Raw genomic sequence first — 22,903 nt, 5'->3', positions numbered from 1 at the left:
AAAAAGCTTTATAGATTTAAAATTACCCTATTATTCTGTTATAGCTTAAAGTAAATTTCAGGTATACAGGTACTTCATACCAACTGAAGTATACTGTAGGAGTGCCTGCACTGATCCAACCTACAGTAGTTACTGGGAATGACATAGTAGCGTCTAAGGGTATAATATAGTGTCCTCTACTCACGCCAGGCGAGAAACTCATAGTTACGTTGAATTTATAGGTGTTGTCACTAATTACGGGCGAGCTAATCGTCATGGTTATTCCATATTCCGTAAGATTTGAGATGTAATAATACATACTCTCGCTTAACGGTCTGACTATCCCGTCACCGACTACAGCGACTCCCGCAGGGAATAACTCACTCACCCCAGTTATGGTTACTTCAGCTACTCCAGTTCTCGTCGATGCTGTATAGCTATACTTAACGCTGAGAGTCATCGGTATCAACTCTAGAGTGAAGGGTTCTTCATAACTCATACCACTAAACTGAATATTCCTGATAACTACTCTGTAAGTGCCTGTAGACATTATTGGAGATATAATTAGTGATTCGCCAGGACCTACAGAGTCCCAGAATCTTGTTGGGTTGTAGCTACCACCTCCACTTGGGTCTCTGCTGAGCTCAGCTGCTAACTGAGCCCCAGACACTTTATACTGACGCACAAGGTTTGTTTCCTCCTCAACCATGTAGTACGTGTATGGACCATATAAGTGCACGTCTAAGTTGCTAGCGTATGCTGGCTTGTCGTGCGTAGGCCACGTGACCTTAAGTCCTAGAGCCCATAAACTCTTAAACGTAGGTGGTATGTAAACCTTGAAGACCCTCCAGTCACCCGACTCATACCTCCAAGTGTAGTCGAAGGCGCCTCTGAGGTACGTGTTCCTGTATTGTCTCGTTTCGGTGTAAGGAGATAACACATACCTAGACGGTGTTCTGAGCTCTATTGGCACAAAGAACGAGACAGGCACTAAAGACTTATGACTACGTGTAGTTTCTTCAACAACTATGTAACCACTGTAGAATCCTGGTCTCGCAGGACCCCTAACGATGACGTTAGCTCTTACAGAACCCGAACTAGTAAACCTTGAAGGTATGACTGTCACGTCACTCCATGAGACATACTTATAACCTACGACTCTAGCCTTAATTGGCAGGCTACCTCTGAAGGTAGCGCCCGACACACCAACTCTTACGACAAGGTACCTCGGGAGTTGGGTTGGGTTAACACCCATATAAGCCATAACTAGATTCTCTATCTCCTCGATCTGCCTCTCTAAATCACCTGCTTGAATCCTCACAGCATTAGCTCTCCTGATGTCGTAATACATCCTGGCAGTCTCGGACCATGAGAAGACATTATCTCCTCCCACGTCAATCCAGTAAGCAAGCTCTAAAACTGTAGTCGGTATCCTTACGTTATAGGCTCCTGTCCTACCACCACTCTCGAAATACTCAAACGGGAACACTACTTCAATCTCGAAGAAGTCGTACTGCTTGAGAGCCTCCATATCTATGACTAAGTGTCCGTAACGTGTTGCTGCATCAACATTAAACGATATGTCTTCACCAGTACAGGAGGTTATCGTTGCTGGCTCGATAATTCTTAAAGTGATATCGCATAGCCCTACAGAACCGACACTCTGTAGTCTGACCGGGTAAATCTTATAACTACCTGTGCCCTCGATTATTAACTGTCTCATAACTCTGGAGCCTGACTTAACTGAAGGCACGAATATCTTAGGTTCGTACCAAACGCCATCAAGTGCTCCTCCGTAAGTGAAGGACTTGTGAGTTTCACCCATCTCTGAGATTAAGTCGCTCAAGATGTTTGGAGAATATACTTTCGGGAAGTTTGGATCTATGACGGCTGTGACAGCCTTATACGCGTCTACGAATCCAGCACCTTGAGATAGTTCGTCAAATCCCATGTCTTGAGCAGTATTCATCAACACAGTCTTGAGTAGGTAGGGCGGCATCCTGGAGCCTCCCAGACTCTTATAAGCTGACACGACTAAAGCGCCTACTCCAGCAGCCATCGGAGTAGCTTGGCTAGTGCCACTAAATAGCCCATGCACTAAAACACCATTTAGTGTTCTTGAACCTAGTGCCTCCCACGTTCTCCCTATGCTCCACGCGAAAGCGCCAACGGCTACTACGTCTGGTTTGGTCACGCCTAACTCAGTAGGACCTCTGTTACTCCAGCTTACGACCTGCCTACTAGAGCCAGGCCAGTAATAACCGTAAAGTGGTCTGTAGGTAAACTCTGTAGCAGCGCCCACACCAATAGCTAGCGTTGAAGAAGCGGGTGACGCTATAGTGCCCCATCCAGGACCACCATTACCTACAGCGACGAAGTGGGCAGTCCCTGACCTCAAGGTGGTGTAGTCAAATATTGCGCTAGAGGGATCCATACCCGAAGCCCAGCCCCAAAGCGCCCACCCACTAACGCCGTATGAGTTGCTCGTTATGTCTACTTGATGTTCACCAAAGTAATTCCAACTCCAGTTCCAGCCCTCAAAAGCTATCCACGGGTTAGTAAGTAGTGTCGGCCACACATAAACAGAACCATCACCGTACGGCGTTACTAGATCAAACCCGCTGAAGAAGTATATTGAGGTAGCCACAGTACCGTAATATAAGGCGGGTGCAACCGCTATCTTTGTTTTTGGTGCTTGTCCTGCAATGCTTCTAACTCCATATCCTGTCTGAGCGTAGTAGTCTCTCCCGGCAGCAGTGTTAGCACAGAAGGTACCGTGACTATTATAGTCATACTCTATAACAACGTAATCTCCGTAGGGGTCTAGACCCGGCCATATCATTGACACTGGCTCATACTCCCACACATCATATAAGTTCACTACGCTAGTGGTTTGATAACCATACAGTGGGTCCAGAGGCAGTACATTCGCGTCTAACCACCCAATCTTCTTAAGTAATATCGTGAAGGCTGCGTCGTACACATACCCTGCCAGCGTTCCGACAGAGTAATCAGTGATGTTATCACCGTTAAGGTCTTTAGCTATGACCTCATTACCGTAATATGCTGGCACCTCATCAGCAAACGAGAAATCTGGTGATGTTGGAACACCAGGTATAGTGACGCTACAGGGCGATGGGGATAAAGCCACTCCTAGTAAGTAAAGTGCTGTAGACGTGTCAGCGTATAAAGTGTCGTAGAATCCATCCCCATCACTGTCAACTAATATTATCGGGATAGTATACCAGATCGTCGTTGAGGTACCGCCAACACTTGCAGTCATGTACTGGAATAACAAGCCGAATTTAGTGACGCCGTACCTAGGTATGTTCCCAACATACCACTTATTGTCTTCTGGGAACGGAACCCAGGCAGTATAAGTATAAGGAGGAGAAGGCCTACAACCAGATACTCTAACATACAGCTGGTCAGTCCACTTCCACACGTAGTAGGGTGGCTGGAATACGTATAGTTGGCTGGGGTCTACGTATATATAACCATCTTCGGTATCCACGGCCTCAACAGGCGTTAAAACTAGTCCTAGACTGCTAGCGTCAAATATTAGTGGGTATCCGTATTCGTCTCTAGCTATTGCGTCCAGCCCTAACCCGGGTGACCCGTAATCAACTCCTGTGTCAATTATAGCTAGCTTTACGTCTTCGCCCATAATGTTGTAGTTTAACCACACATCTATAGACCTAGTTATGTTGAGTGTATAGTGGTAGCTACCCTCCGCGGCAGCTTGGTAGACGTTATTTAGTTCCTGGATAGCTCCCTCCACATCCTTAAGAGACTCCATTTCTTTGTTTATGAGCGCGTCAATCCTTATATCGGGTAGTATTGCTAGGACCCCCTTAGTGCTAGCGAGTTCCTCTAAATCACTCTTTGATATTAGGGCAAAGACCACGTTATACAAGTGTGTTGGAAGAATCCCTAACAAACCTCTTACCTTACCTCTTAAGCTCGTAGGAGTCATGGTTTTCTCAAGAACTACTATGACCCTTCCTACCTCAACATTATTGATTACGCTGAACCCCGCGTCCTCATCTATCGGATTCTCGAATGATAAGTAGGCTTGGTCCTCAACATACGCACCATATTTCCAGAAGTTACTATCGTATAGTGCGGGACTAACATAAGCTAACTCGCTTGAAGAGCCTGAATTACTTAAGGAGCTTGAAGCAGTTGATTGCGTGACTACTGAAGCTACTGGAGCTAGTATCAAGACAACCACGAGTATAGATACGAGTCTTAGGGTTAAGACTCTTTTCAAGATTACACCTCATGTTATCTTATTCAATAAGCCTTATAAAAATACTTCTAACGTCACTTCCTCATAACTAAAGCTTACTTGCGAATAAATTCTAGGACCTTGTATGTTAGCTTCTTCTTATGATAGTCTCGCACAAAGTCGCTAAACTCATACTTAGTTCTCCTAACAATTAGCGCTACTACATAACCATAAACAGTAATTAAATGAGAGAGAACCCCGCTCTTAACTACGCTCTTCAACGAGCTGAGGACCACGTAAGCAAGCGGTACTCCGAACTTATATAGTTCTACTCCTAACAGAAAACGTCTACGCGCACTATATGCGGGTTCCTTAAGCAGAAAAGCTTTCTCAACCCACCTCCACTCAAGCACTCTAAGACCACTCGCGACTGACCTGTAGATGACGTAGGTGTCGTCAGCCGGACACACGGGCCACTTATGGTTAAATAACTGAACATATTTCCTGGCGTTGATCACCATAGCCGCGCCACGTCCCATCAAGTCGTAATGGCTTCTAACGTTAGTTTCTACGAATTTAGGACCGAACATAACGTCATCGTCTAGTTTGAGGAAGTAGTCATAGTTACCTACAGCGTACCTTCTTAAAGCTACCGTGAGAGCGATCCCAACCCTCTCGCCAACGGATAGTGAGGTGTCTGGCTTTACTACTAGGCAGTCTATTGGTCCTAAGTTCACATAATCACTTAAGCAAGCTTCCTTCATCGCAGCAACAATTACCACCTTATCTGGCTTCATAGTCTGAAAAGCTAGACATGATAAGACTCTTAATGGTTTCTCCTTATACGTTAGTATGAAAGCTATTATCTTAGGTCTAGCGTCCTTAGAGCTTCGTGCAAGTATTAGTCCTCACCGAAACCACTCACAGACATAAATTATTGAGTGTTAACTCTATCGAGATATGCGAGAATACTTCACAGAACTTTTATTTCGTGATGTTTTGAGGTGCGGAAGTAAGTAGTGTTTAGAGTTACTCATAAACTTGCTCTATTCCTAGCTACCACGACCTTCTCTGCTCTTGAGTATTGTGTTTTCTTGCGAGTGACTAGATAGCGCGCTGTAGTGGTTGTCCGCATTCATTAACTAGATTATGCACATCACTCAATACTTTAAGTTATTTAGGTATTACAGACGCTAGAATAAGTTTGGTGCGTGACGCGGTCTTCGCGTTTTGTGAACTCTTTAAATGAGTTTACCATGTATTAAGAACTTACTAGTACCTATTCCGTAATCAGTATTTAGGTCTGTAGTGGTTATTAGTATCGCGGCTTCTGTCTCTGAAACTAGAGTCTTAAATAGACGTACTATATTAGACGTAGTAATCTCGTCTAGGTTTGAGAATGGCTCGTCAGCAACTAGTAGCCTAGGTTTCTTGACTAATGCTCTAGCTATAGCTACCCTCTGTCTCTCACCGCCACTTAACTCAGCAGGATACCTATTCTCTAGCCCTCCTAAACCAACTTGATTAAGAACTTCATTAACTCTACCTCGTCTCTCTATTTTCGGGGTCCCGAGTAAGGCTAGAGGTAATTCAACGTTTTCGTAGACAGTAAGTCTTGGTAGGAGAGCGTACTCTTGGTCGACGTAACCGATGTACTTAAGTCTTAGAAGTGACTTAAGATTATCACTTGAGTTACTTAAGTCGTTACTCATGAATTTCACGAAGCCTTTATCAGGCGTTAGCAGTAATGACGCTATCTTAGCTAACGTTGTTTTGCCGACACCACTCCTCCCCCTAACTACTAAAACTTCACCACGTCTCAAACTAAGAGATACGCCTGCCAGAACAAACTCATTACCTACTACTTTACTAACATCTCTCAACTCAAGCAGTAAGTCCAATTAATATCACCTCATCACGTAAATGACTCCGTTGCTGTAAATAACGTTCTTAATAGAATTGAGAGTACTTAACTCTCGAAGTGAGTGGGTGTCAACAGGGGATAAAACATAGCCAAACCTGAAATTATCAGAGTAGAGTATAGTGGGGTACCCGGAATCACTCTCGTGAAGTCTGAGACCGCAGAGGAGGTCTACCGAAACAACATCATTGATTAAGTACTTTATCTTAACGTCACCACATACTTTCTCGCTACTCACGTACTTAACTAAGTTACTTACTCCAATTACTTCACGATCTCCATACCTCCAGTAATGGGCGAGCGAGTCGCCGTAGAACGTTAAGTTAGCTAATATTAACGCCGTGATAACTAAAGAGATGGTGAGTGCAGCTACTGCGTACCTCCTAGTTCTCTCGTGACGTATGTTTAGAGATGCTGTAATCGCGACTACAGCAAAAAATAAGTAGTTGAGTAGTCTATGCAATATAACCATAAGAAGTGGCGACACTATAACGACGTATTGAACCCCTACTAATATAGGGAGGAGTATAGGCGCTACTACGGCCTCACCACTCTCACCACTTCTCCCCCACATATAGAAGAGGAGCAGAACTATGAAGGGGACCACATATAGTAGCATGAGGGAAGACTCTAGAAACCTATAGTTCGACGCCAAGATTGTCGTGATTCCCGGAATAAGAATCAGTAAAGATTTAATAAAATCTCTCCCCACTAACACATACCAACCATACACTGCAACTCCTACAATGAACAAAGCCGTGAAATCCCTTAAACCAAACTTAAATATTAGTCCTTCCCACCCGTAAAACGCTGTGTAAATAGTGTAGGTAATGCTAAGTAACAAAAACGCAAGCAAGTATTTCCTGAAATCCGCTGAGTAAAACGGATTTTCTAAACGCTTTACCCACGACACGAATAAGTAGCTACTTAAGAATGCAATCATCATCAGAGGAGTCAGCGGGTGTGAAGCTACTAACGAGATTGCTATTAAAAGAGTCAATACTAAAGTGTTTAAAGAACCCTCAGTAATTGTCAGAACATACAGTAAGGCTAGGGGGTAAGCGTAAACCTCCTTCAGTGTAGTTGATGTAAAAATAACTAGCGAGGGTAGAGAAGTGAGAGTTAAGGTACTCAGTAGAGCAGTGCAGGCCCCCCTATACCTCCTGATTAAGGCGTAAGTAGTGACTAACATAGAAGTTTGAGTAATGATGACTCCCACAAATCTGAAGAAGTAAGCCGGCTCTAAGCCAGTGAGTGTGGCGAACAAAGTACTCTCAAGAATTACTGCAGGCCACCTATTATGGTACCCACCTAGTAGGGAGTCGTCCCATATCTTATACTCAGGATTTGCTAGAAGAACCCTACTTAGCCTTATTAGAGGCCAAGTATCTGTTGAGAAAGGCTGATTAGTCGTTAAGGTTGGGATTAGCCTAATCAAGAGCGCGACTAGAATAGTCGCAAACAGAAATTTACTTTTCATACCTCACGAACCCCCACAAGATACCTGCAAGCAACAAGAAAGTCTTAGAAGAGAACACAAACAAAGAATCGCGTGAGAAGGATATCTGCGGACCCACATAATGACTAAGTACTTCTAACCTAATCAAACTACTAAGACAGTGAAGTAACGTGATAGCGATAAAGACTGCCGCCGCGACGTAAGCGAGAGTCTGTATAACCAGAGTAATGAAGATTCTCTTCTTAGAAACTCCCAAAAATCTAAGTATCTCAATACACCCTCTAACCAACCTAAAGATATGCTCGCCGATAAGCAAGTCACTAATTATTACTAAAGCCGCGACAGTGTAAGATAGTGTGAAGATTAGGTCTTTGTGTATACCTAGCTTAGCTACGTATACTTCAGGAATCTCGCTACGTAACTCGTAAGCTAAGACACCACCTTGCTGCGATAAGACTAACAAAGCCTTTCTAAGAAGTGTTATGTCCTCAGAACTAAGACCCATCTTCATGCTTATACCGCTTAAGACACTTAAGTTATCTGCCCGCAAAATCACGACTGAGTAATAATCACTACCTAACCCTCTAATAGTTCTAGAAAACTCAATATCTGCTATAATCTCGTAGTTTAGGAGTGAGGGTAAGTACTTAACACTACAAACAGATGCGATGACAGGCTCTTTAACAAAAGGCGAGTATAACACGAGTGTATCTCCTTCACTAAGATTTAATTCCTTAGCCAAACCCTCACCCACGAGAACACAGTAAGCACTGTCTTCTAAGCCATGATAAAAACTAGAAAATACTGTCTTTTCAACTCCTCTAACGACTACTATCTTGTTTTTGACGTGCACGAGAGAAAATACTAGAGGCTCTACCTTAACCCCCTCAACACCACTTATTAAGTCCTTGACGTATTTCTCACTAACTACGGAAGTTAATGGCGACACAGCGTAACTGGAGATAACTAAGCCGTCACCGTTGATTAAGAGCAGGTTATCGTAGAAATTATACAAAGATGTAAAAAGACCTAAGATACTCAAAGAAACTAACGCTAGTAGAGCTAGCAAGACCACAAGACTCAAGTGAGTGATTAGCGAGAGAGACTTAACAGTAGTTTTAAAACTAGCTAATAACACGGCGACCACCTCTGAAAACTAAGTAACTTATCAGAAAGTTTAAGAGAGTAGCGATAATCGCTAGTGTGACGTGCTCTACACGCAGTTCTGGCGTAGGTATTATTTGGTTACCGAAAACTCTTAGTATAGCAACTCCAGCACTTACTACTAGATAGCCTAACGCAGTAGAGTATATGGTTACGAGCCCAGTAATTAACGAAGTAGACAATGCGAAGACTAAGCGCAAGTCAGATACGCTCACGCCCTGAGTACTCAGGATTTTCAACTCTTTACTTAATTCCTCAAGTAGTTTAACGTCTGCTAAGTAAAGTACGGGCACGTAAGTCGAGAGCACTATCAAGACAAAATTTTTAGAAAACTCTGTTAGCTCATTAATTAGAGACCTTATGAGAGATTTGTCGACTTCTCTTGCGTCACGTACACATAAGAAACCTTCGTTGAGTCTCGTGCTTTCGTTTATGCCTTCAATTATTAAGTAGTTTTTTAGCCTCTTATCGTGATAATACGCTACGCAAGCAACGAAACACTCATTATCAGCACATACTTTAATAGGTTCTCCTAGAGAGATATTCAGTACTTCAATCAATACAGGACTTACAGAAACCCTCACATGCTCGCAACCACTCCCAGCAATTCTCAAATTAATGTTTGTAAGGTTCTTCAACTTCACTACATCATCTACCATGATAACCTGTGCTCGTAGCGAGGCGTCACGTGAGACTATAGTCATTAGGCCGTACCTTATCGAGAGACAACAACTTAGTGAATCTGTTTTTTCACTAATAGTTATTGCAGTATTGCTAGCGTATTCTAGTAATCTCTCTGAATACGTCTCGATAACGTTAATAGAGAGTGAAAATGAGATGAGAATGAGTGTTGGTGGTAATATAGCTAGCAAAACAATCATGGCTAGCCTCTTTCTAAAAAGAGAATATAGTAAGACAGTAAGCTCGTGCCACCTCTTCATGATCTCATCCTTGCTCGAGACTTAAGCCAGACTTGACCCTGCTCATTAACTCTACGACTTCCCAAAACACACTCAATTTAAGGAGTTGCTGAGCCTCATTTAAGGACGTGACGTACTGACTCACGTCAATACTCCTTAACACTAAATTCACGGTTCCACTATATACGTTCAGAAATTTCTTGTAGGAGTCCTCACGTACCGCTATAACTGATGACGAGATAAAACCCAGTAATAAAATGAGAGTGAGTAGAGTCAATAACAACAAAACTCTTGAGGAGAGCATCCACACTACCTAAATTTATTACTGGAATTCATTATTATTATTTTTGGTGTATGAGACTACGTACGATGACTTAACAATAATCATACCAACTCTTAAGGAAGCTGAGGGCATAGGTCTGGTACTAGATGAGTTACTCTCAATAGGTATTCCACCAGATAAGATACTAGTAGTTGATGGTTTTAGCGATGATGGAACACGTGAAATAGCTGAGAGCAAAGGTGTCAGGGTAGTCTTACAGGAGGGTTTTGGTAAGGCAGACGCTATCAAAACCGGTTCTAAGTTCGTTAAAACAACCTACACCTTAATAATGGACGGCGACTACACATACCCAGCTACGCGCGTGCCCGACCTACTCAACAAGATCCGTGAAGGCTACGACCTAGTCTTGGGTTACAGAAAATACGTTGAGAAAGGCGCTATGAACCCTATCTTCAGGTTCGGGAACAAGATTATAACGAGATTTGTCAACATTCTTTACGGCACAAGAGTCTCTGACGTCTTGACAGGCATGTACGTAGTCAGGTCAAACATCTTGAAAGAAATTTTCTATGAAGCGAAAAATTTCAGCATAGAAGTCGAGATATTCTCTCACGTCGCTAACATGACAGGCAGAGTGTCTGAGGTCCCCATCGAGTATAGGAAGAGAAAAGGAATTAAAAAACTAGGGATATCACACGGATTTAAAATAACTTGGGACTTAATTAGGTTAACTTGGAGGTATAACCCTAGTTATCTGATATTCCTGTTAGGTGCCGTCCTCCTACTACCAGGCATTACTTTAGGAGCTTACGTTGCCTACCATTACTTCTTTACGGGAATTAACTACTACCTTAAGGGGTTAGTAGCAATACTACTCACGCTAGCAGGCTTCCAGTCACTGTTAATGGCGATAATGTCCATCTACACCAAAAGAATAGAAATGAGGACAATACACAAGATCAACGAGATAAAAGTTTGTCTCGATGAATTAAGAGAGACGCTTAAGAAGCTCTAATCAATAAACCTCCTTCGTAAGAGATTGCTTTATTTAGAAATAATCGGTCAAGACTTCTCTTCAGATCTCTCTGTGCTAGTTACTCCCTTCTCAGTAACCTCACTCTCTAATTTCTTTAGCTCAGCTTCTATCTCTTTCTCAATCTCTTCTATGGGTTTGGGGGGAGGTGTCGTAGCTAGTGTGTAGCCAATCCAAGCAAGAATACCGAAAACTCCTGCTACTGCTATGAAGCCTGTTAGTTTCAGTATCAACAACGCGTACTCAGTCGCGAAAACTAACCACCCATAAACTACTATCACTACTGCGGAAGCCGCGAGAAGTAAGTACCCTATAACCTGGTCTCGACTCAATTGACCACCTCACAATAATATGTTTAAGGACGACTTATATAAAGTTAAGCTCTTAATTGTAGGGAAGCCTATGATAGTAAGAGATGCTGTACTCAAAGATCTAGGTAATAGTAAAACTCTGCGGGGGTTGGGTAAGACCTGAGTGTTCTAGACTCTTCCCTCTTCATTTCAATATATGCTTCTAGAAGCTCTTTAGGAAACACGTGACTGAGCCACTCATTATCTGACTCAAGCTCGTCTAACGCTTCGTCAAGACTTTCGGGCAGGTTCTTAATGTCGTTATGCTTTATTGAGGCTTCATACAGGTTATCCTTAACTGGTTCCCCCGGCTCTAACTTCTTCTTAATGCCGTCAAGACCTGCCAGCATTATAGCTGTTGTTGCTAAGTAGGGGTTAGCGCTTGGGTCTGGAGGCCTGTACTCTATCCTCACAAACCTACTACACCTCTCGTAGATTGGTATCCTTATAGCTACACTTCTGTTCCCCGCACCCCAAGCCAAGTATGTTGGGGCTTCATAACCTGGAACAAGCCTTCTGTAACTGTTAGTTGTAGGGCTAACTATAGCTGAGAGCGCTCTACCATGTTCGATTAACCCACCTATAAAGTATCTTGCTTCCTGGCTTAAACACGCGTAATCGTCGTTAGGATCGTAAAATAAGTTTTCATTACCTCTCCACAAGCTTATGTGCACGTGCATCCCGCTACCGTTATCGCCGTGAATAGGTTTAGGCATGAAGGTGGCCGTGTACCCCTTGAGCGAAGCAAGGACTCTAGCAACGTACTTGACTGTCTGAATAGAGTCTGAGACATAAGTTAAGGAACCTCCTCTAAAAGATATTTCATGTTGTGACGCAGCAGCAACTTCGTGATGCAGTGCTTCTACGGCAAGACCAAAATAATTAATTAGTGTTTCTGCAAGCTCTGTCTTCAGACTAACGAATTTGTCTTTAGGGTATGCTACGTAATACCCTTCCTTAATCCTGTTAGCGAAGGGGAGACTCCCCCAAGGCGCTTCAGAACTACTAACTTCAAACAACTGTCTCCAGGGACTCACTTCAACAGATACTTTATCAAACACGAAAAACTCTAGCTCCGCAGAAACGAAAGGACTTAAGTTAGTAGATGCAAGTATGTTATCAAGTTTCTCAGCCACGTATCTGGGGTCTTTAGTAAATCTCTCATTATTTACGTAAACACCACAGATAAGTCTCCCGAAACCGTCACTCCAGGGAAGTTTAGCGAAGGTATTAATATCGGGCTTAAGAAGTAGATCACTTTCTTCAACTCCAGTAAATCCCTTAACGCTACTCCCATCAAGCTTACTAATAAGCTCATCTAGAGACTCACTTCTTGGGTTGACACGCACCGTAACTTGTCTGAGAAAGCCTGCTAAATCTGTGAACTGAAGATTAACCCATCTTAAGTCTCTAGTCTCGACGTAATTACGCATCGCTCACTACCTTAAACAATTATATATAAGTAGGTAGTCACGCATAAAAACTTATTTTAGAATTAATTGTCATGTAGTCAATCATCAATATAAGAGAAAAACTTTTATAAGACATTATGACAATAAAAATCAATAATTAAGTAACACAGAAACTCAAGACCTAAGCCTCACTACAAATTAGATTGAGGTTGCTTCAGTGAAGTACGCTCTCATCACGTCATTCAGATCCCGGATTCTTCATCTTCGACTAAATATGTTGTGCTCGTCCTCAATAAGATTTACTGTAGAGAGCTTATTAAGTTGTGTCTCTCAAGAAGCCCAGGACTTAAGCATAGATCATCTTCAAGCAAGAAGAAAAGCATAACAAGTAGTGTTTCCCGACTCACTATCCCGTAGATCAAGCATTAAATTCTCTACGATTTTGAATTATGCGAGAAGCGAAATAAATAATAGGTGTTTTTTAGCAAGTTTAATTTTTTCTATTCTTTCATTAAGTGGATGTAAATTTGTTTTATTCTTCTCTCCATAATTAATTCAAACAAATATATTTGTTCTTCAGAAGCTTGCGTGAAAAAGTTTTTAAACTCTTAGCGATAACTTCATGCGGTGATATGAAGAGTGCGAAGAAGTGTTTTCTTGGGCGTCTCTATTTCATTAGTTGTGCTTATAGTTGTTAGCTTTATTGCTTACCACTATATTTGGGGGACTCCAGAAATTAAGCAGAGAGTAGTTGTTTACGCGTATAACGACAGAATTACAGGCATCGACCCAAGTATAGAAGATGATACAGGCCTCGTTATTATAGGCTTAGTTTATGAACAACTACTACACTATAACCCCGTTACTGGAGAGTTGAAACCTGTATTAGCTGTTGCGTGGAATAGTAGTGAGGACGGCACTGAATGGGTTTTCCGCCTTAGAGAAGGTGTTGTATTTCATGACGGCACACCACTCAACTCTACCGCAGTTAAGCTGAGTATTGAGAGGGCTAGAGACATATATAGGGAGACCGGCAGAGGTGCTGGCTACATATGGGATGCCGTAACAGACATAGAAGTATTAGATGAGTATACACTCAAGATAAAGCTTGAGTACCCGCAGAGGCTGGACCTCCTGGTAGCAGCTACTTACGCGGCCTACATCTTCTCTCCTAAGGCTCTCTCATCTAGTGGCGCGTCATCATACCTAGACAGAAAACTTGAGGAGTGGTTTAACAGAGGTAATGAGGCCGGCACCGGCCCCTACACTATAGAATACTATAAGCCAGACTCAGAAATACGGCTTAAGAAATTTGATAAGTGGTGGGGCTGGTCTCTAGTAAACAACGACCAAGCTCCTGACTACGTCATCATAAAGATATTGCCAGACCCTCAATCACAGTATAACGGCTTAATTTCTGGCGAGATAGATATAGCTTCTAGCGTTCCCAGAGACTACGTCAGCTTACTACTTAATAGAGGTTTCAAAGTATACAACCTAACAACATATCACAACTACCTAATGTTCTTTAACGTGAGGAGATACCCAACAAACATACTTGAGTTCAGGAAAGCAATAGCGTGTTCACTTAACTTAGACGAGGCTATAAGACTAGCTATGAAGGGCTTCGCATTAAAAGGGAGCGGCATAATACCACACGGGTTCCCAGGGTTTGCTGAAGGACTCTACCACCAGTGCGGGTTAAGTGAGGCTCTACAGTATCTTAACGAGTCAGGCGTTCAGACGCCAGTAAGGATGGAGATACTGTACCAGGTAGACTATGAAGAAACAAGAATATTTGCTGAGACTCTTCAGTCTAGGCTGAGAGACATCAACATAGAGTTAGTTCTTAACCCGCAGCCGTGGTCGCAACTCAAGGAGATAGCGAAGGGTGTCTGGGAAAACCCTGAAAACACTCCGCACCTAATAATAGCTGATTGGTGGCCTACAATACCCTCACCATACGATTACCTATACACGATGTTCCACAGCGATTCAAAAGAATGGAATTACGCGGGCTACGAGAATGAGGAGTTCGAGAACATAATAGATTACGCGTGGGAAATAGAAGGAACAAACTATTCTGAGGCTTTAAGCCTGTACAGGAAAGCTCAAGAAATACTCTTTAACGACGTAGCTGGAATTAACTTATGGGACGAGGTAAGACCCTTCATATACAATACTAGGGTTGAGTTACCCCCCGAATGTATGAATCCTTTATACATGTACGTGATATACTTCCAGTACGTGAGAGTGGGAGCATAGATTGCCCCTCAGCCTAAACTACCTAACAAAAAGAATCATCTGGATATTCTTAGTAGTAGTTGGTGTAGTGATTTTCTCTTACGCTGCAATAATCTTGTCTCCCGGCGACCCAGCAGTTAAGTGGGCGGGCAACCCTAGAGGACCTAACGCCTCACTAGCTATAGAACTAGCTCGCAAGGAATTAGGATTAGATAAACCACCACTAATTCAAGTACTGAAGTTCGTGACAGACGTCTTCACAGGCAACATAGGATTAAGCATAGCTTACAAGATCCCAGTTTTTGAAGTCATATCAAGACGCTTAGTAGCTACGCTAGAACTCCTCCTAGTGTCTTACTTGATAGCCATACCCTTAGGAGTCTTCCTAGGTATTGAGTCCGCACTTCACAGGAACGGAAGATTAGACACTATACTGCAGTCTCTAGGCACAATACTAGCTAACACGCCGACTTTCTGGCTCGGCGCGTGGCTATTCCTCACTTTAATACTCTTAGGCGCATACCCTTACGGGAGAGTAGACCCCAAGATAGCTACAGTGACAGGCTTCTACCCGATAACAGGCTTCTACATAATCGATAGTTTAATTGAAGGTAATTTACAGGTCTTCACGAACGTCTTAAGTAAGATCATACCACCAGCTATAGCCATAGCTATCTACCCCATAGGAGTTTTAGTCAGACTCACGAGAGCTTTAGTGTCTGACACACTGCTTGAAGACTATATAAGAGCCTCTGTAGCCTGGGGTGTTAACAGGTCTGTAATCATATGGAGATATACACTCAAAGCTATAACGCCCGGCTTAGTGCAGGTTGTTGGCTTAGCTTTCGCGTACAGCTTAGTGGACGCTATGGCCGTCGAGTACGTAGTTTTCGGGAGAGAAGGGTTAGGCAGCCTACTAATAGACTCACTAAACTACAGTGACTTCAGATTAGCAATAGGTCTAATTATCGTAGTTGCTGTGTTTTACCTAATAATCAACACTTTAACAGACATCATACAAGCTTTAATAGACCCTAAGGTGAGGTTGTAGAGATTGAATGCGACACTCAGCGATCTTATGAAGTCACTCAAGTCCTCAAACAAGAAGTCCTTCCAAGACTTAACAATAAGTATTAAGAGGTACCTGAAGAGGACTAAGTTTAGAGTAGGTCTCATAATAACTCTGGCCGTATTCATCCTAGCACTAATAGGTCCTTGGGTAGTACCCTACCCTGATGAAGGTGCCGGGTACGTCCCGCCTGAAGCATCTCAAAGAGAGAAAGAACCCCCGAGTCTTAAGTTTTTCTTCGGTACTGACACTAGAGGGCGAGACCTGTTCTCAAGAGTTATTATGGGTGTTAGGTCAGCTGTCCTACAAATAGTTACTGTTATTTCACTAAGCCTGTTAATAGGTCTCGTCGTAGGTATTTTAGCGTCTTATTTCAAAGGCGTTGTAGAGACTGTTCTCAACTACCTAATCGAGTTATTCATCAGCATTCCCGCAGTTATAATAGCTCTAGTTTTGAGGCTAGCGTTAGGTCCCGGATTACTCACCGTAATAGCCAGCCTAGTAATTACTTGGTGGTCTTGGTACGCACGCGTAACTTACGTCTATGCTAGGAGTATCATGGAGATGGATTACGTCACGTTAGCTAGACTCAGCGGTTTAAGCCCCTTAAAGATCATGACTAGACATGTTATGAGGAATGTCTTAACACCTGTCTTAGTTCAAGCAGTGACTGATATGGGTAGCGTGCTTCTTGAGGCGAGCACTATAAACTTCCTGGGCCTAGGCTTACCACTAAACTCGCCTGAATGGGGAGTAATAATGTTTGAGGGCTTAAGCGTCCTCGAGATTGCTCCATGGATAAGTGCTTACCCAGGCTTCTTCCTACTCATAACAGCGCTAGGTTTCAGCTTAGTCGGTGATACACTCCGTGAAGAGCTAGACCCGAGACTGAGGAGGAGGTGGAGATTATGGTTTTAGCTATCAAAGCCAGAAATCTTAAAGTTGGTTACATGGACGAAGAAGAGAATATCCTCTGGGCTGTTAAGGATATTTCCTTCGACATTAGTCAAGGCGAGGTTTTTTGCTTAGTTGGTGAGAGCGGGTGTGGTAAGTCAACTATAGGAAACACCATAATAGGGATACTACCCCCTTACGCAGTGACTGAGGGGGAGCTGTACGTTTTCGACAAGCTTGTAGTTAAAGGTAATCAGAGAGACTACTCAGGTATTAGAGGAAGAGTTGTTTCTTACGTTCCGCAAAACCCCGGTACTAGCTTAAACCCCTACCAGACAATCGGGACACAACTTTATCGCGTGTTAAACAGCATATACGGGTTTGATAAGAAGAAGTCTTTCGAAGTAGCTAAGAAGTACTTATCTCTAGTTGAGTTAGACCCGGAAGACACTATCGACCGCTACCCACACGAACTCAGCGGGGGGATGCAGCAACGAGCAGCTATAGCCATAGCACTCTCGACAGGTGCTAAAATCATAGTAGCCGACGAACCTACTTCAGCTTTAGACGCTCACTTAAGACTACAACTAATTAAGCTCTTGATGAGACTTAAAGAGTCTGAGTCATTAACTCTAGTCATGATAACACACGATCTCGTGGCTGCAGGCAAGATATGCGACACAGTAGCAGTAGTTTATGCAGGTAAAATCCTTGAGAAGTGCTCGGGGAGTAACGTGATAGTGGAGCCACTACACCCATACACTCAGATGTTAGCAGACGCGGTACCACTCCTAGGATTTAAGAGACGCCTTAAGTCAATACCTGGCGAGCCACCAAAACCTGATGAAGAAATGACTGGATGCGTGTTCGCACCTAGATGCCCCCTAGCTTTCGAGAAGTGTGTCGAGCCACCACCATACTTCAAAGCATATGGTGGGGAAGTAGCGTGCTGGAGGTACGTCAGCAGTGTTAAGCAATAACGCGATAGTCTCACTCAAAGACGTCATAGCAGGTTACCCGACTACAGGCAAGGGATTGAGATCATTATTTAAGTACGTCAACGTAGTACTAAAGAACATAAATCTGAAAATATATGATGGAGAGAGAGTAGCCATAATAGGTGAGAGTGGTTCAGGAAAAACAACGCTACTTAAAGTAATTCTGGGGCTACTTAAGCCCGTGAGGGGGGAGGTTGAGGTCTTAGGCAAAGAAATCTACGAGTTCTCGTGGAGTGAGCGCGTGCGCATACTCAGGCAGATAGGTTACGTACCTCAAGATCCTTACAAGGCTCTAAACCCTAAACTACGTGTTAAGACCATAATAAGCGAGCCGTTAGAGTCCATGAGAGTCAAGCCCGAAGAAATTGAGGAGAGAGTACGGGAAGTCGCTAGGATGGTTCAATTAAGTGATAAGATCTTGGATAAATACCCTGGTGAGCTTAGCGGGGGGATGATGCAGAGAGTACTAATAGCACGCTCCATAATACACGATCCAGAAATCTTGATACTTGACGAGCCTACGTCAGCTCTTGACGTCTCTATTCAGGCTCAAATCATAGAACTAATTAATAACATACATAAGAGGCTAGAACTAGCTATTCTCACAGTAACACACGATTTAGGCGTAGCGCAATACCTAAGTGACCGAGCAATAATACTCTATAAAGGAAACATAGTCGAAGAAGGTTACATAGACGACATAATCACAAAACCGAGACACGAATACACGAGCTTACTTATAGCCAGCTACAAAGCAAGTATTTAAATGCCGGAACAATATAGACGTCATATTTCACGGCCAGTTCTGGATGGTTCCTAGAGAATTCTTATGAGTTAATTCACGTGGTTAAGAACGTTCTTGGCTTTATTAAATCCTTCTTATTTCCTACCAAATATTCTTACATAACTGATCCTTTACTACGTTACTCAATCATATTTCTACGTTTCTACTATCCCGCACGTCAATTATTAGCTTCAACACACTATTCCCAAAATCTATAAATCACCCTATCACTATCTCGAGAGATCTATTTATATTGCGCGGGTTTGCCGGCTTCTATGCGTATTCCGGATTCTCTAAGTGGATATTCTCCGCCTGGTGGTGGAGGAGATTCCCCTCCTACTGTGAAGAAATTAATGCTATATACGGCTGCAAGTGGTTTTTTATCTATCTCATCATAATAGTCGCTAAGATAGCTTTCACTTTTTGATCTCTTCCATATCTCTACCCAGACATTGTTTTGAGTTTGATTGGTCCTACACCACCAAAGATGCTGTTTTACTACAGACGCACTAAACGTTGTGTCTGTATAGTCTAGGAAGTTTAGGAGTTTGCCGAGAGGTCTCGAAATGCTTCCATAAAAGAGTTCTGTTACTATATTCTTTGCTATGCCGAAGATAATAGACCCTAGAGAATCTGAATACCCTACGCTAGTTATGTTAGATTTATCCACGATTACATAATACATCGGCACATCATTGAATCTCGTGCTATTAATTACATAATAAACTCTATCTAGCGTCCCAGTCGCTTCCTCAATTAATTCATAAATATTTTGAGGATATTGACAACCACCATATATACAGTTCCCGTGCTCGTTGTAGTAGGCGTGACCCCAATAGTCACTTAAAGTCCGCCCCTTCTCCTCATAGTATGGAGTGATTATGGGTACGGGTTCAAACAACCAGAATGAACCATAGTAAGCATCCCAGTAATAACTCCTTATATTCCAAGTGAATATGAGAGAATCAAATAAGTACTTCATATGCGTAGGAATTATCAATGCAGAACTACGGGCTCCATTATTCCAATCAGAAGGATTAAATGTTATAGTTCCGAAATCGGCGGCACTCACGCTATATCCTTGATTACCGTATATCATTATACCCATTAACGAGAAACCAGTTTTCTTGAATCCAGACATGAAGTTTACATACTCTAGTTGGATATTTATAGGTGGCATCTCACCCACAGATGATTCTATTTTTATTGCGAGGGGTTCATACATGGTGAATTCACTCCCTAAGATTCTTGTGTGGTTCCAGTCAACCTGGTAGTTGGAGCCGGGGTTTATGCAAGTCTTGAGTGTGGTGCTCATGTTTATGAGTTTCCCGAAATCACTCCATGATCTGAAGCAGGGGTTAGACCATACGTGCCATAACGCGTCCGCCGCTTCCTCCTTAGTTGAATAAGTATCTTTGTGGAAAAGGTAGGCTGAACTGAAGTATTTTTTGAAGCTTCGCCACAGCTCTCCAACCACATAATTCTTATCACCGCTCCTCACGATAATCCTATTATAGAACCAGTCAGGCGGGTCTTCTGAGAAGTCCCAGTAATTCTCCCACTCGCAGACGCCAGTACTAACGGTTTTAGTGCCTGGTGGGCAACCTCTCCATGATAACGGATTACTCACAACATCACTGGAGGTGGTTTCTATAAGGCCTAACTCTCTACGGATCTTCTCTAGAGCTCTCGTCACGTTTATCGAGGCTAGACTCTTAGCTAAGTCCTCAGACTTGATTAGTATCATTGCGTGTTCTTTAACTATTGCTAGTGGGTCTTCAAGCATTTTCAGGAAGGCTCTGTAATAATCGTAACCTATAGACGCGAAGTAATCTAGTGATGTAAACATGCCGTTAGATATGTAGTGTATGTCCTCACTAATTAACCAGAAAGTTATTGATACTGTAGGCATCACCACACCACCATAACCCCTACTCTCCAGAACTCCAAGAACTACGCTAGCCTTCATTCCAGGCTTTATTCCTAACTCCTCAAGTCTATTGATCCAGTCTTTCACTCCCTCACTAAATGATACGTGAATTACTTTCTTACTAATTAACTCGCAAACGTCTATTGACTTAAATTCATTCCCAAACTTGATTATCACACTTCCTACAATATCTTTACAGACTTCTTCACCATTAATAACTAGCTCGTCACCCTCAAATCTTAGAACGATACCGTAGGATGGGAGAGGCTGGAGAGCGAACCAGGAAGGCAACACTACAACTGAGAGAATCATAATAGCTAAGAGGGGAATAACTATACCAATATGTTTCATTATCTCCTTCAACTCTCGGGATTTCATAACTAATAAATGTTTGCTCCTCCTAACACTACTAATCTTTGCTAGGTGAAGAGACCATACAAGCTCAGTTATTCTTGTGAAATAGTCGTAGGTTATAAGATTTTTATTAAACCGTTTCCTGCTCTAGGCTTTCGCGGGTTTTCCTAGGGTGGTTCGTCACGGTTTTTACCGAACCACTCTCCTCACGGTCTACCGCAGGTCTCGGAAACCCGGGGTCGCTGAAGAGTTCACAGACTTCAGAGCCTTATAATTCTTACGGGTTATACAGGTCCTTACTACTACGTATCCATAGAGATAGGACCATGAGCTTATAAAACCTCAAGTAAGAAATAAAAGAGAAAATAGTCCTCACTACAGGAATTTAGTTAGGTAGGATGAATACCTACGTGAGACTCAGGAGGAGAAAGAAATGAATAATGATAACTGTGAAAGATGGAAATATCTCTAAGTAGTCCTGGTGATGCGCTGTGCTTACTAGAGTTAGGGACGCGATAACGCCGCTCCTAAAGCACTTAGGCGTTCTTCTATGGAGGCTGGGAATATCTCCCAACATACTCACCTTAAGTGGACTAGTGCTAAGTCTCGCAACACCTGTCTTTGCATTTTTTAAGGTAATCTCAGCAGTCTTAACGTTAATGATTTTAAGTCTGGCTTGCGACATGCTTGATGGCGCCGTAGCTAGAGTAGCTGGCCTCGCAACACCTAAGGGAGCTCTCCTAGACTCTTTCAGTGATAGAGTCGAGGAGTTAATGTTTGTCTTAAGTTTAGGAATTATAGGAGTTGAGTGGATCACGTTAATACTGTTTCTCGGCACTTCATTTCTCATAAGTTACTTAAGAGCTATAGCCTCACAATATAGGATTAATCTAGAAGGCGTTGGTTTCATGGAGAGAGGTGAAAGAGGTCTGCTGTTAATATCATCAACAGCATTACTATTACTTAACATGATGCATTATGCCGAGTTATTAATAGCTGTCGGCATACTACTTAATACTATAACGGTGCTTCAGCGCCTCTTAAAATTAGTTAATTTACTAGGCACTTCTTCTAGAGCCTCAGTTACTCTCTAGACTTGCCGAAGCTAAACTATTTATTTATTACTACTAGTATCTATTGGTGAGTAAAGCTGTCTAAGCTCAAGAAACTAGTACTAGTTACGGACAAAGACCACGCACTACATAAGCATTTCAGCGGGATAGCCGAGAAAATATCTAAAGAACTCAACATACCGCTTGAGTACAGGTGGGGCGACTACGTCTACGTGTCACAATACGGTGATTCCGACGAACTAGGCATTACTTGGCTACCCCAACTATTTGCAGAATTAGATGACGGGACGGTAATTAAAGTCTTGACACAGCCCAACTTAAGCGAGACAGGCTACCTCGACGAAGAAAGAGATTATAAGGCTTCCCTAGAAATACTAAAGAACTACTTAGGCTAGCAGGTGTGTAATATTTTGAGCGTAAAAACAGTAATAGCAAGAATAAGTGAAGGGAAAATCAAGTCGCTAGACATAATAGAAGTTGAGAGTGTTGGGGAAGCTATTAAGAAGGTAGTCTCTGATATTCTTAAGGAGTGGGACCCTGAAAAACACGACCTTATAATAACTAGGCATGAGTCAAGCGAGATAAGCGAGTCTAAGGAGTCAATACCCATCTACGTGCTAAGTCCTTCGAGTGAGTGGGTTGGTGAAGAACTAATAGAGAAAGAAATAATAACTGTCTTCCCATACGTTAACGAGGAACTAACAAACGAGGTCTTACGAGTACTTAGTGATTACAATCTCAAAAGCCTCGTTCTTTAGGGCGGGGATGATGTAGTAAGGTTTATAAGCTCTGCATTCTTTAGGTA

19 protein-coding genes are annotated in these 22,903 nt (G+C 42.6%); 9 read left to right on the top strand and 10 right to left on the bottom strand.

The features are described 5' to 3' along the window. Positions 1-22 precede the first annotated feature (22 nt). The 7 genes from QXL29_07375 to QXL29_07345 all read right to left on the bottom strand — a co-directional run bounded on the left by QXL29_07375 (position 23) and on the right by QXL29_07345 (position 9,978). The gene (locus tag QXL29_07375; protein ID MEM2284414.1) at positions 23-4,252 is read right to left on the bottom strand and encodes a S8 family serine peptidase; all 4,230 of its coding nucleotides are present in this window, start codon (positions 4,250-4,252) and stop codon (positions 23-25) included. A gap of 74 nt (positions 4,253-4,326) precedes the next feature. Beyond that, positions 4,327-5,007 carry a hypothetical protein gene (locus QXL29_07370; protein ID MEM2284413.1) on the bottom strand — a complete coding sequence of 227 codons (681 nt, stop codon included), beginning with the start codon at positions 5,005-5,007 and terminating at the stop codon, positions 4,327-4,329. A 444-nt stretch (positions 5,008-5,451) separates the two neighbouring features. Further along, positions 5,452-6,111: an ATP-binding cassette domain-containing protein gene (locus QXL29_07365; protein MEM2284412.1), complete on the bottom strand. Its 660-nt coding sequence runs from the start codon at positions 6,109-6,111 to the stop codon at positions 5,452-5,454. Positions 6,112-6,117: 6 nt separating this feature from the next. Continuing rightward, positions 6,118-7,611 carry a hypothetical protein gene (locus QXL29_07360; protein ID MEM2284411.1) on the bottom strand — a complete coding sequence of 498 codons (1,494 nt, stop codon included), beginning with the start codon at positions 7,609-7,611 and terminating at the stop codon, positions 6,118-6,120. Beyond that, complete coding sequence (locus tag QXL29_07355; GenBank protein MEM2284410.1) at positions 7,601-8,737, bottom strand: hypothetical protein; 1,137 nt, start codon at positions 8,735-8,737, stop codon at positions 7,601-7,603. The genes QXL29_07360 and QXL29_07355 overlap by 11 nt, the downstream gene beginning before the upstream one ends. Then, positions 8,715-9,695: a hypothetical protein gene (locus QXL29_07350; protein ID MEM2284409.1), complete on the bottom strand. Its 981-nt coding sequence runs from the start codon at positions 9,693-9,695 to the stop codon at positions 8,715-8,717. The genes QXL29_07355 and QXL29_07350 overlap by 23 nt, the downstream gene beginning before the upstream one ends. Before the next feature lie 4 nt (positions 9,696-9,699). After that, positions 9,700-9,978, bottom strand: a complete 279-nt coding sequence (locus QXL29_07345; GenBank protein MEM2284408.1) for a hypothetical protein — start codon at positions 9,976-9,978, stop codon at positions 9,700-9,702. A 46-nt stretch (positions 9,979-10,024) separates the two neighbouring features. On the opposite strand from QXL29_07345, the gene QXL29_07340 reads away from it, so the two are divergent. After that, complete coding sequence (locus QXL29_07340; protein ID MEM2284407.1) at positions 10,025-10,972, top strand: glycosyltransferase family 2 protein; 948 nt, start codon at positions 10,025-10,027, stop codon at positions 10,970-10,972. Positions 10,973-11,019: 47 nt separating this feature from the next. Here the strand turns inward: QXL29_07340 and QXL29_07335 are convergent, their stop codons facing one another. After that, positions 11,020-11,322: a transcriptional regulator gene (locus QXL29_07335; protein MEM2284406.1), complete on the bottom strand. Its 303-nt coding sequence runs from the start codon at positions 11,320-11,322 to the stop codon at positions 11,020-11,022. Positions 11,323-11,414: 92 nt separating this feature from the next. Next, a complete protein-coding gene (glnA, locus tag QXL29_07330; protein MEM2284405.1) occupies positions 11,415-12,773 on the bottom strand; it encodes a type I glutamate--ammonia ligase in 1,359 nt (452 codons plus the stop codon). Positions 12,774-13,433: 660 nt separating this feature from the next. Between glnA and QXL29_07325 the strand changes: the two genes are divergently transcribed. The 5 genes from QXL29_07325 to QXL29_07305 are packed head-to-tail and all read left to right on the top strand — an operon-like array spanning position 13,434 to position 18,723. Continuing rightward, entirely contained in the window at positions 13,434-15,017 is a 1,584-nt protein-coding gene (locus QXL29_07325; GenBank protein ID MEM2284404.1) for an ABC transporter substrate-binding protein, read from the top strand. Between the two features lies 1 nt (position 15,018). Beyond that, complete coding sequence (locus QXL29_07320; GenBank protein MEM2284403.1) at positions 15,019-16,047, top strand: ABC transporter permease; 1,029 nt, start codon at positions 15,019-15,021, stop codon at positions 16,045-16,047. Positions 16,048-16,050: 3 nt separating this feature from the next. Then, a complete protein-coding gene (locus tag QXL29_07315; GenBank protein ID MEM2284402.1) occupies positions 16,051-16,983 on the top strand; it encodes an ABC transporter permease in 933 nt (310 codons plus the stop codon). Next, positions 16,974-17,939: an ABC transporter ATP-binding protein gene (locus tag QXL29_07310; GenBank protein MEM2284401.1), complete on the top strand. Its 966-nt coding sequence runs from the start codon at positions 16,974-16,976 to the stop codon at positions 17,937-17,939. The genes QXL29_07315 and QXL29_07310 overlap by 10 nt, the downstream gene beginning before the upstream one ends. Next, positions 17,926-18,723 (top strand): ABC transporter ATP-binding protein, encoded by a 798-nt coding sequence (locus tag QXL29_07305; GenBank protein MEM2284400.1) that lies wholly within the window; start codon positions 17,926-17,928, stop codon positions 18,721-18,723. Before QXL29_07310 ends, QXL29_07305 begins: the two co-directional genes overlap by 14 nt. Before the next feature lie 262 nt (positions 18,724-18,985). Here QXL29_07305 and QXL29_07300 read toward each other — a convergent pair whose 3' ends face one another. Continuing rightward, positions 18,986-20,983, bottom strand: coding sequence for a hypothetical protein (locus tag QXL29_07300; GenBank protein MEM2284399.1), 1,998 nt, complete (start codon positions 20,981-20,983; stop codon positions 18,986-18,988). 533 nt (positions 20,984-21,516) lie between these two features. Here QXL29_07300 and QXL29_07295 point away from each other — a divergent pair. The 3 genes from QXL29_07295 to QXL29_07285 all read left to right on the top strand — a co-directional run bounded on the left by QXL29_07295 (position 21,517) and on the right by QXL29_07285 (position 22,856). Continuing rightward, on the top strand, positions 21,517-22,119 hold the full coding sequence (locus QXL29_07295; GenBank protein ID MEM2284398.1) for a CDP-alcohol phosphatidyltransferase family protein: 603 nt from the start codon (positions 21,517-21,519) through the stop codon (positions 22,117-22,119). A gap of 191 nt (positions 22,120-22,310) precedes the next feature. Next, a complete protein-coding gene (locus tag QXL29_07290; GenBank protein MEM2284397.1) occupies positions 22,311-22,493 on the top strand; it encodes a hypothetical protein in 183 nt (60 codons plus the stop codon). 15 nt (positions 22,494-22,508) lie between these two features. Next, positions 22,509-22,856 carry a DUF2286 domain-containing protein gene (locus tag QXL29_07285; GenBank protein ID MEM2284396.1) on the top strand — a complete coding sequence of 116 codons (348 nt, stop codon included), beginning with the start codon at positions 22,509-22,511 and terminating at the stop codon, positions 22,854-22,856. Positions 22,857-22,903 lie beyond the last annotated feature (47 nt).

This window comes from Zestosphaera sp. (assembly GCA_038843015.1).
Classification (GTDB): domain Archaea; phylum Thermoproteota; class Thermoprotei_A; order Sulfolobales; family NBVN01; genus Zestomicrobium.
This window is presented reverse-complemented; position numbering and strand designations above follow the sequence as displayed.

What these genes read in the sequence shown, in the direction of transcription:
- QXL29_07300 (MEM2284399.1), bottom strand. Translation starts at nt 20,983, where the DNA reads ATGATTCTCTCAGTTGTAGTGTTGCCTTCCTGGTTCGCTCTCCAGCCT.
- QXL29_07350 (MEM2284409.1), bottom strand. Translation starts at nt 9,695, where the DNA reads ATGAAGAGGTGGCACGAGCTTACTGTCTTACTATATTCTCTTTTTAGA.
- QXL29_07345 (MEM2284408.1), bottom strand. Translation starts at nt 9,978, where the DNA reads ATGCTCTCCTCAAGAGTTTTGTTGTTATTGACTCTACTCACTCTCATT.
- QXL29_07370 (MEM2284413.1), bottom strand. Translation starts at nt 5,007, where the DNA reads ATGAAGCCAGATAAGGTGGTAATTGTTGCTGCGATGAAGGAAGCTTGC.
- QXL29_07360 (MEM2284411.1), bottom strand. Translation starts at nt 7,611, where the DNA reads ATGAAAAGTAAATTTCTGTTTGCGACTATTCTAGTCGCGCTCTTGATT.
- QXL29_07310 (MEM2284401.1), top strand. Translation starts at nt 16,974, where the DNA reads ATGGTTTTAGCTATCAAAGCCAGAAATCTTAAAGTTGGTTACATGGAC.
- glnA (MEM2284405.1), bottom strand. Translation starts at nt 12,773, where the DNA reads ATGCGTAATTACGTCGAGACTAGAGACTTAAGATGGGTTAATCTTCAG.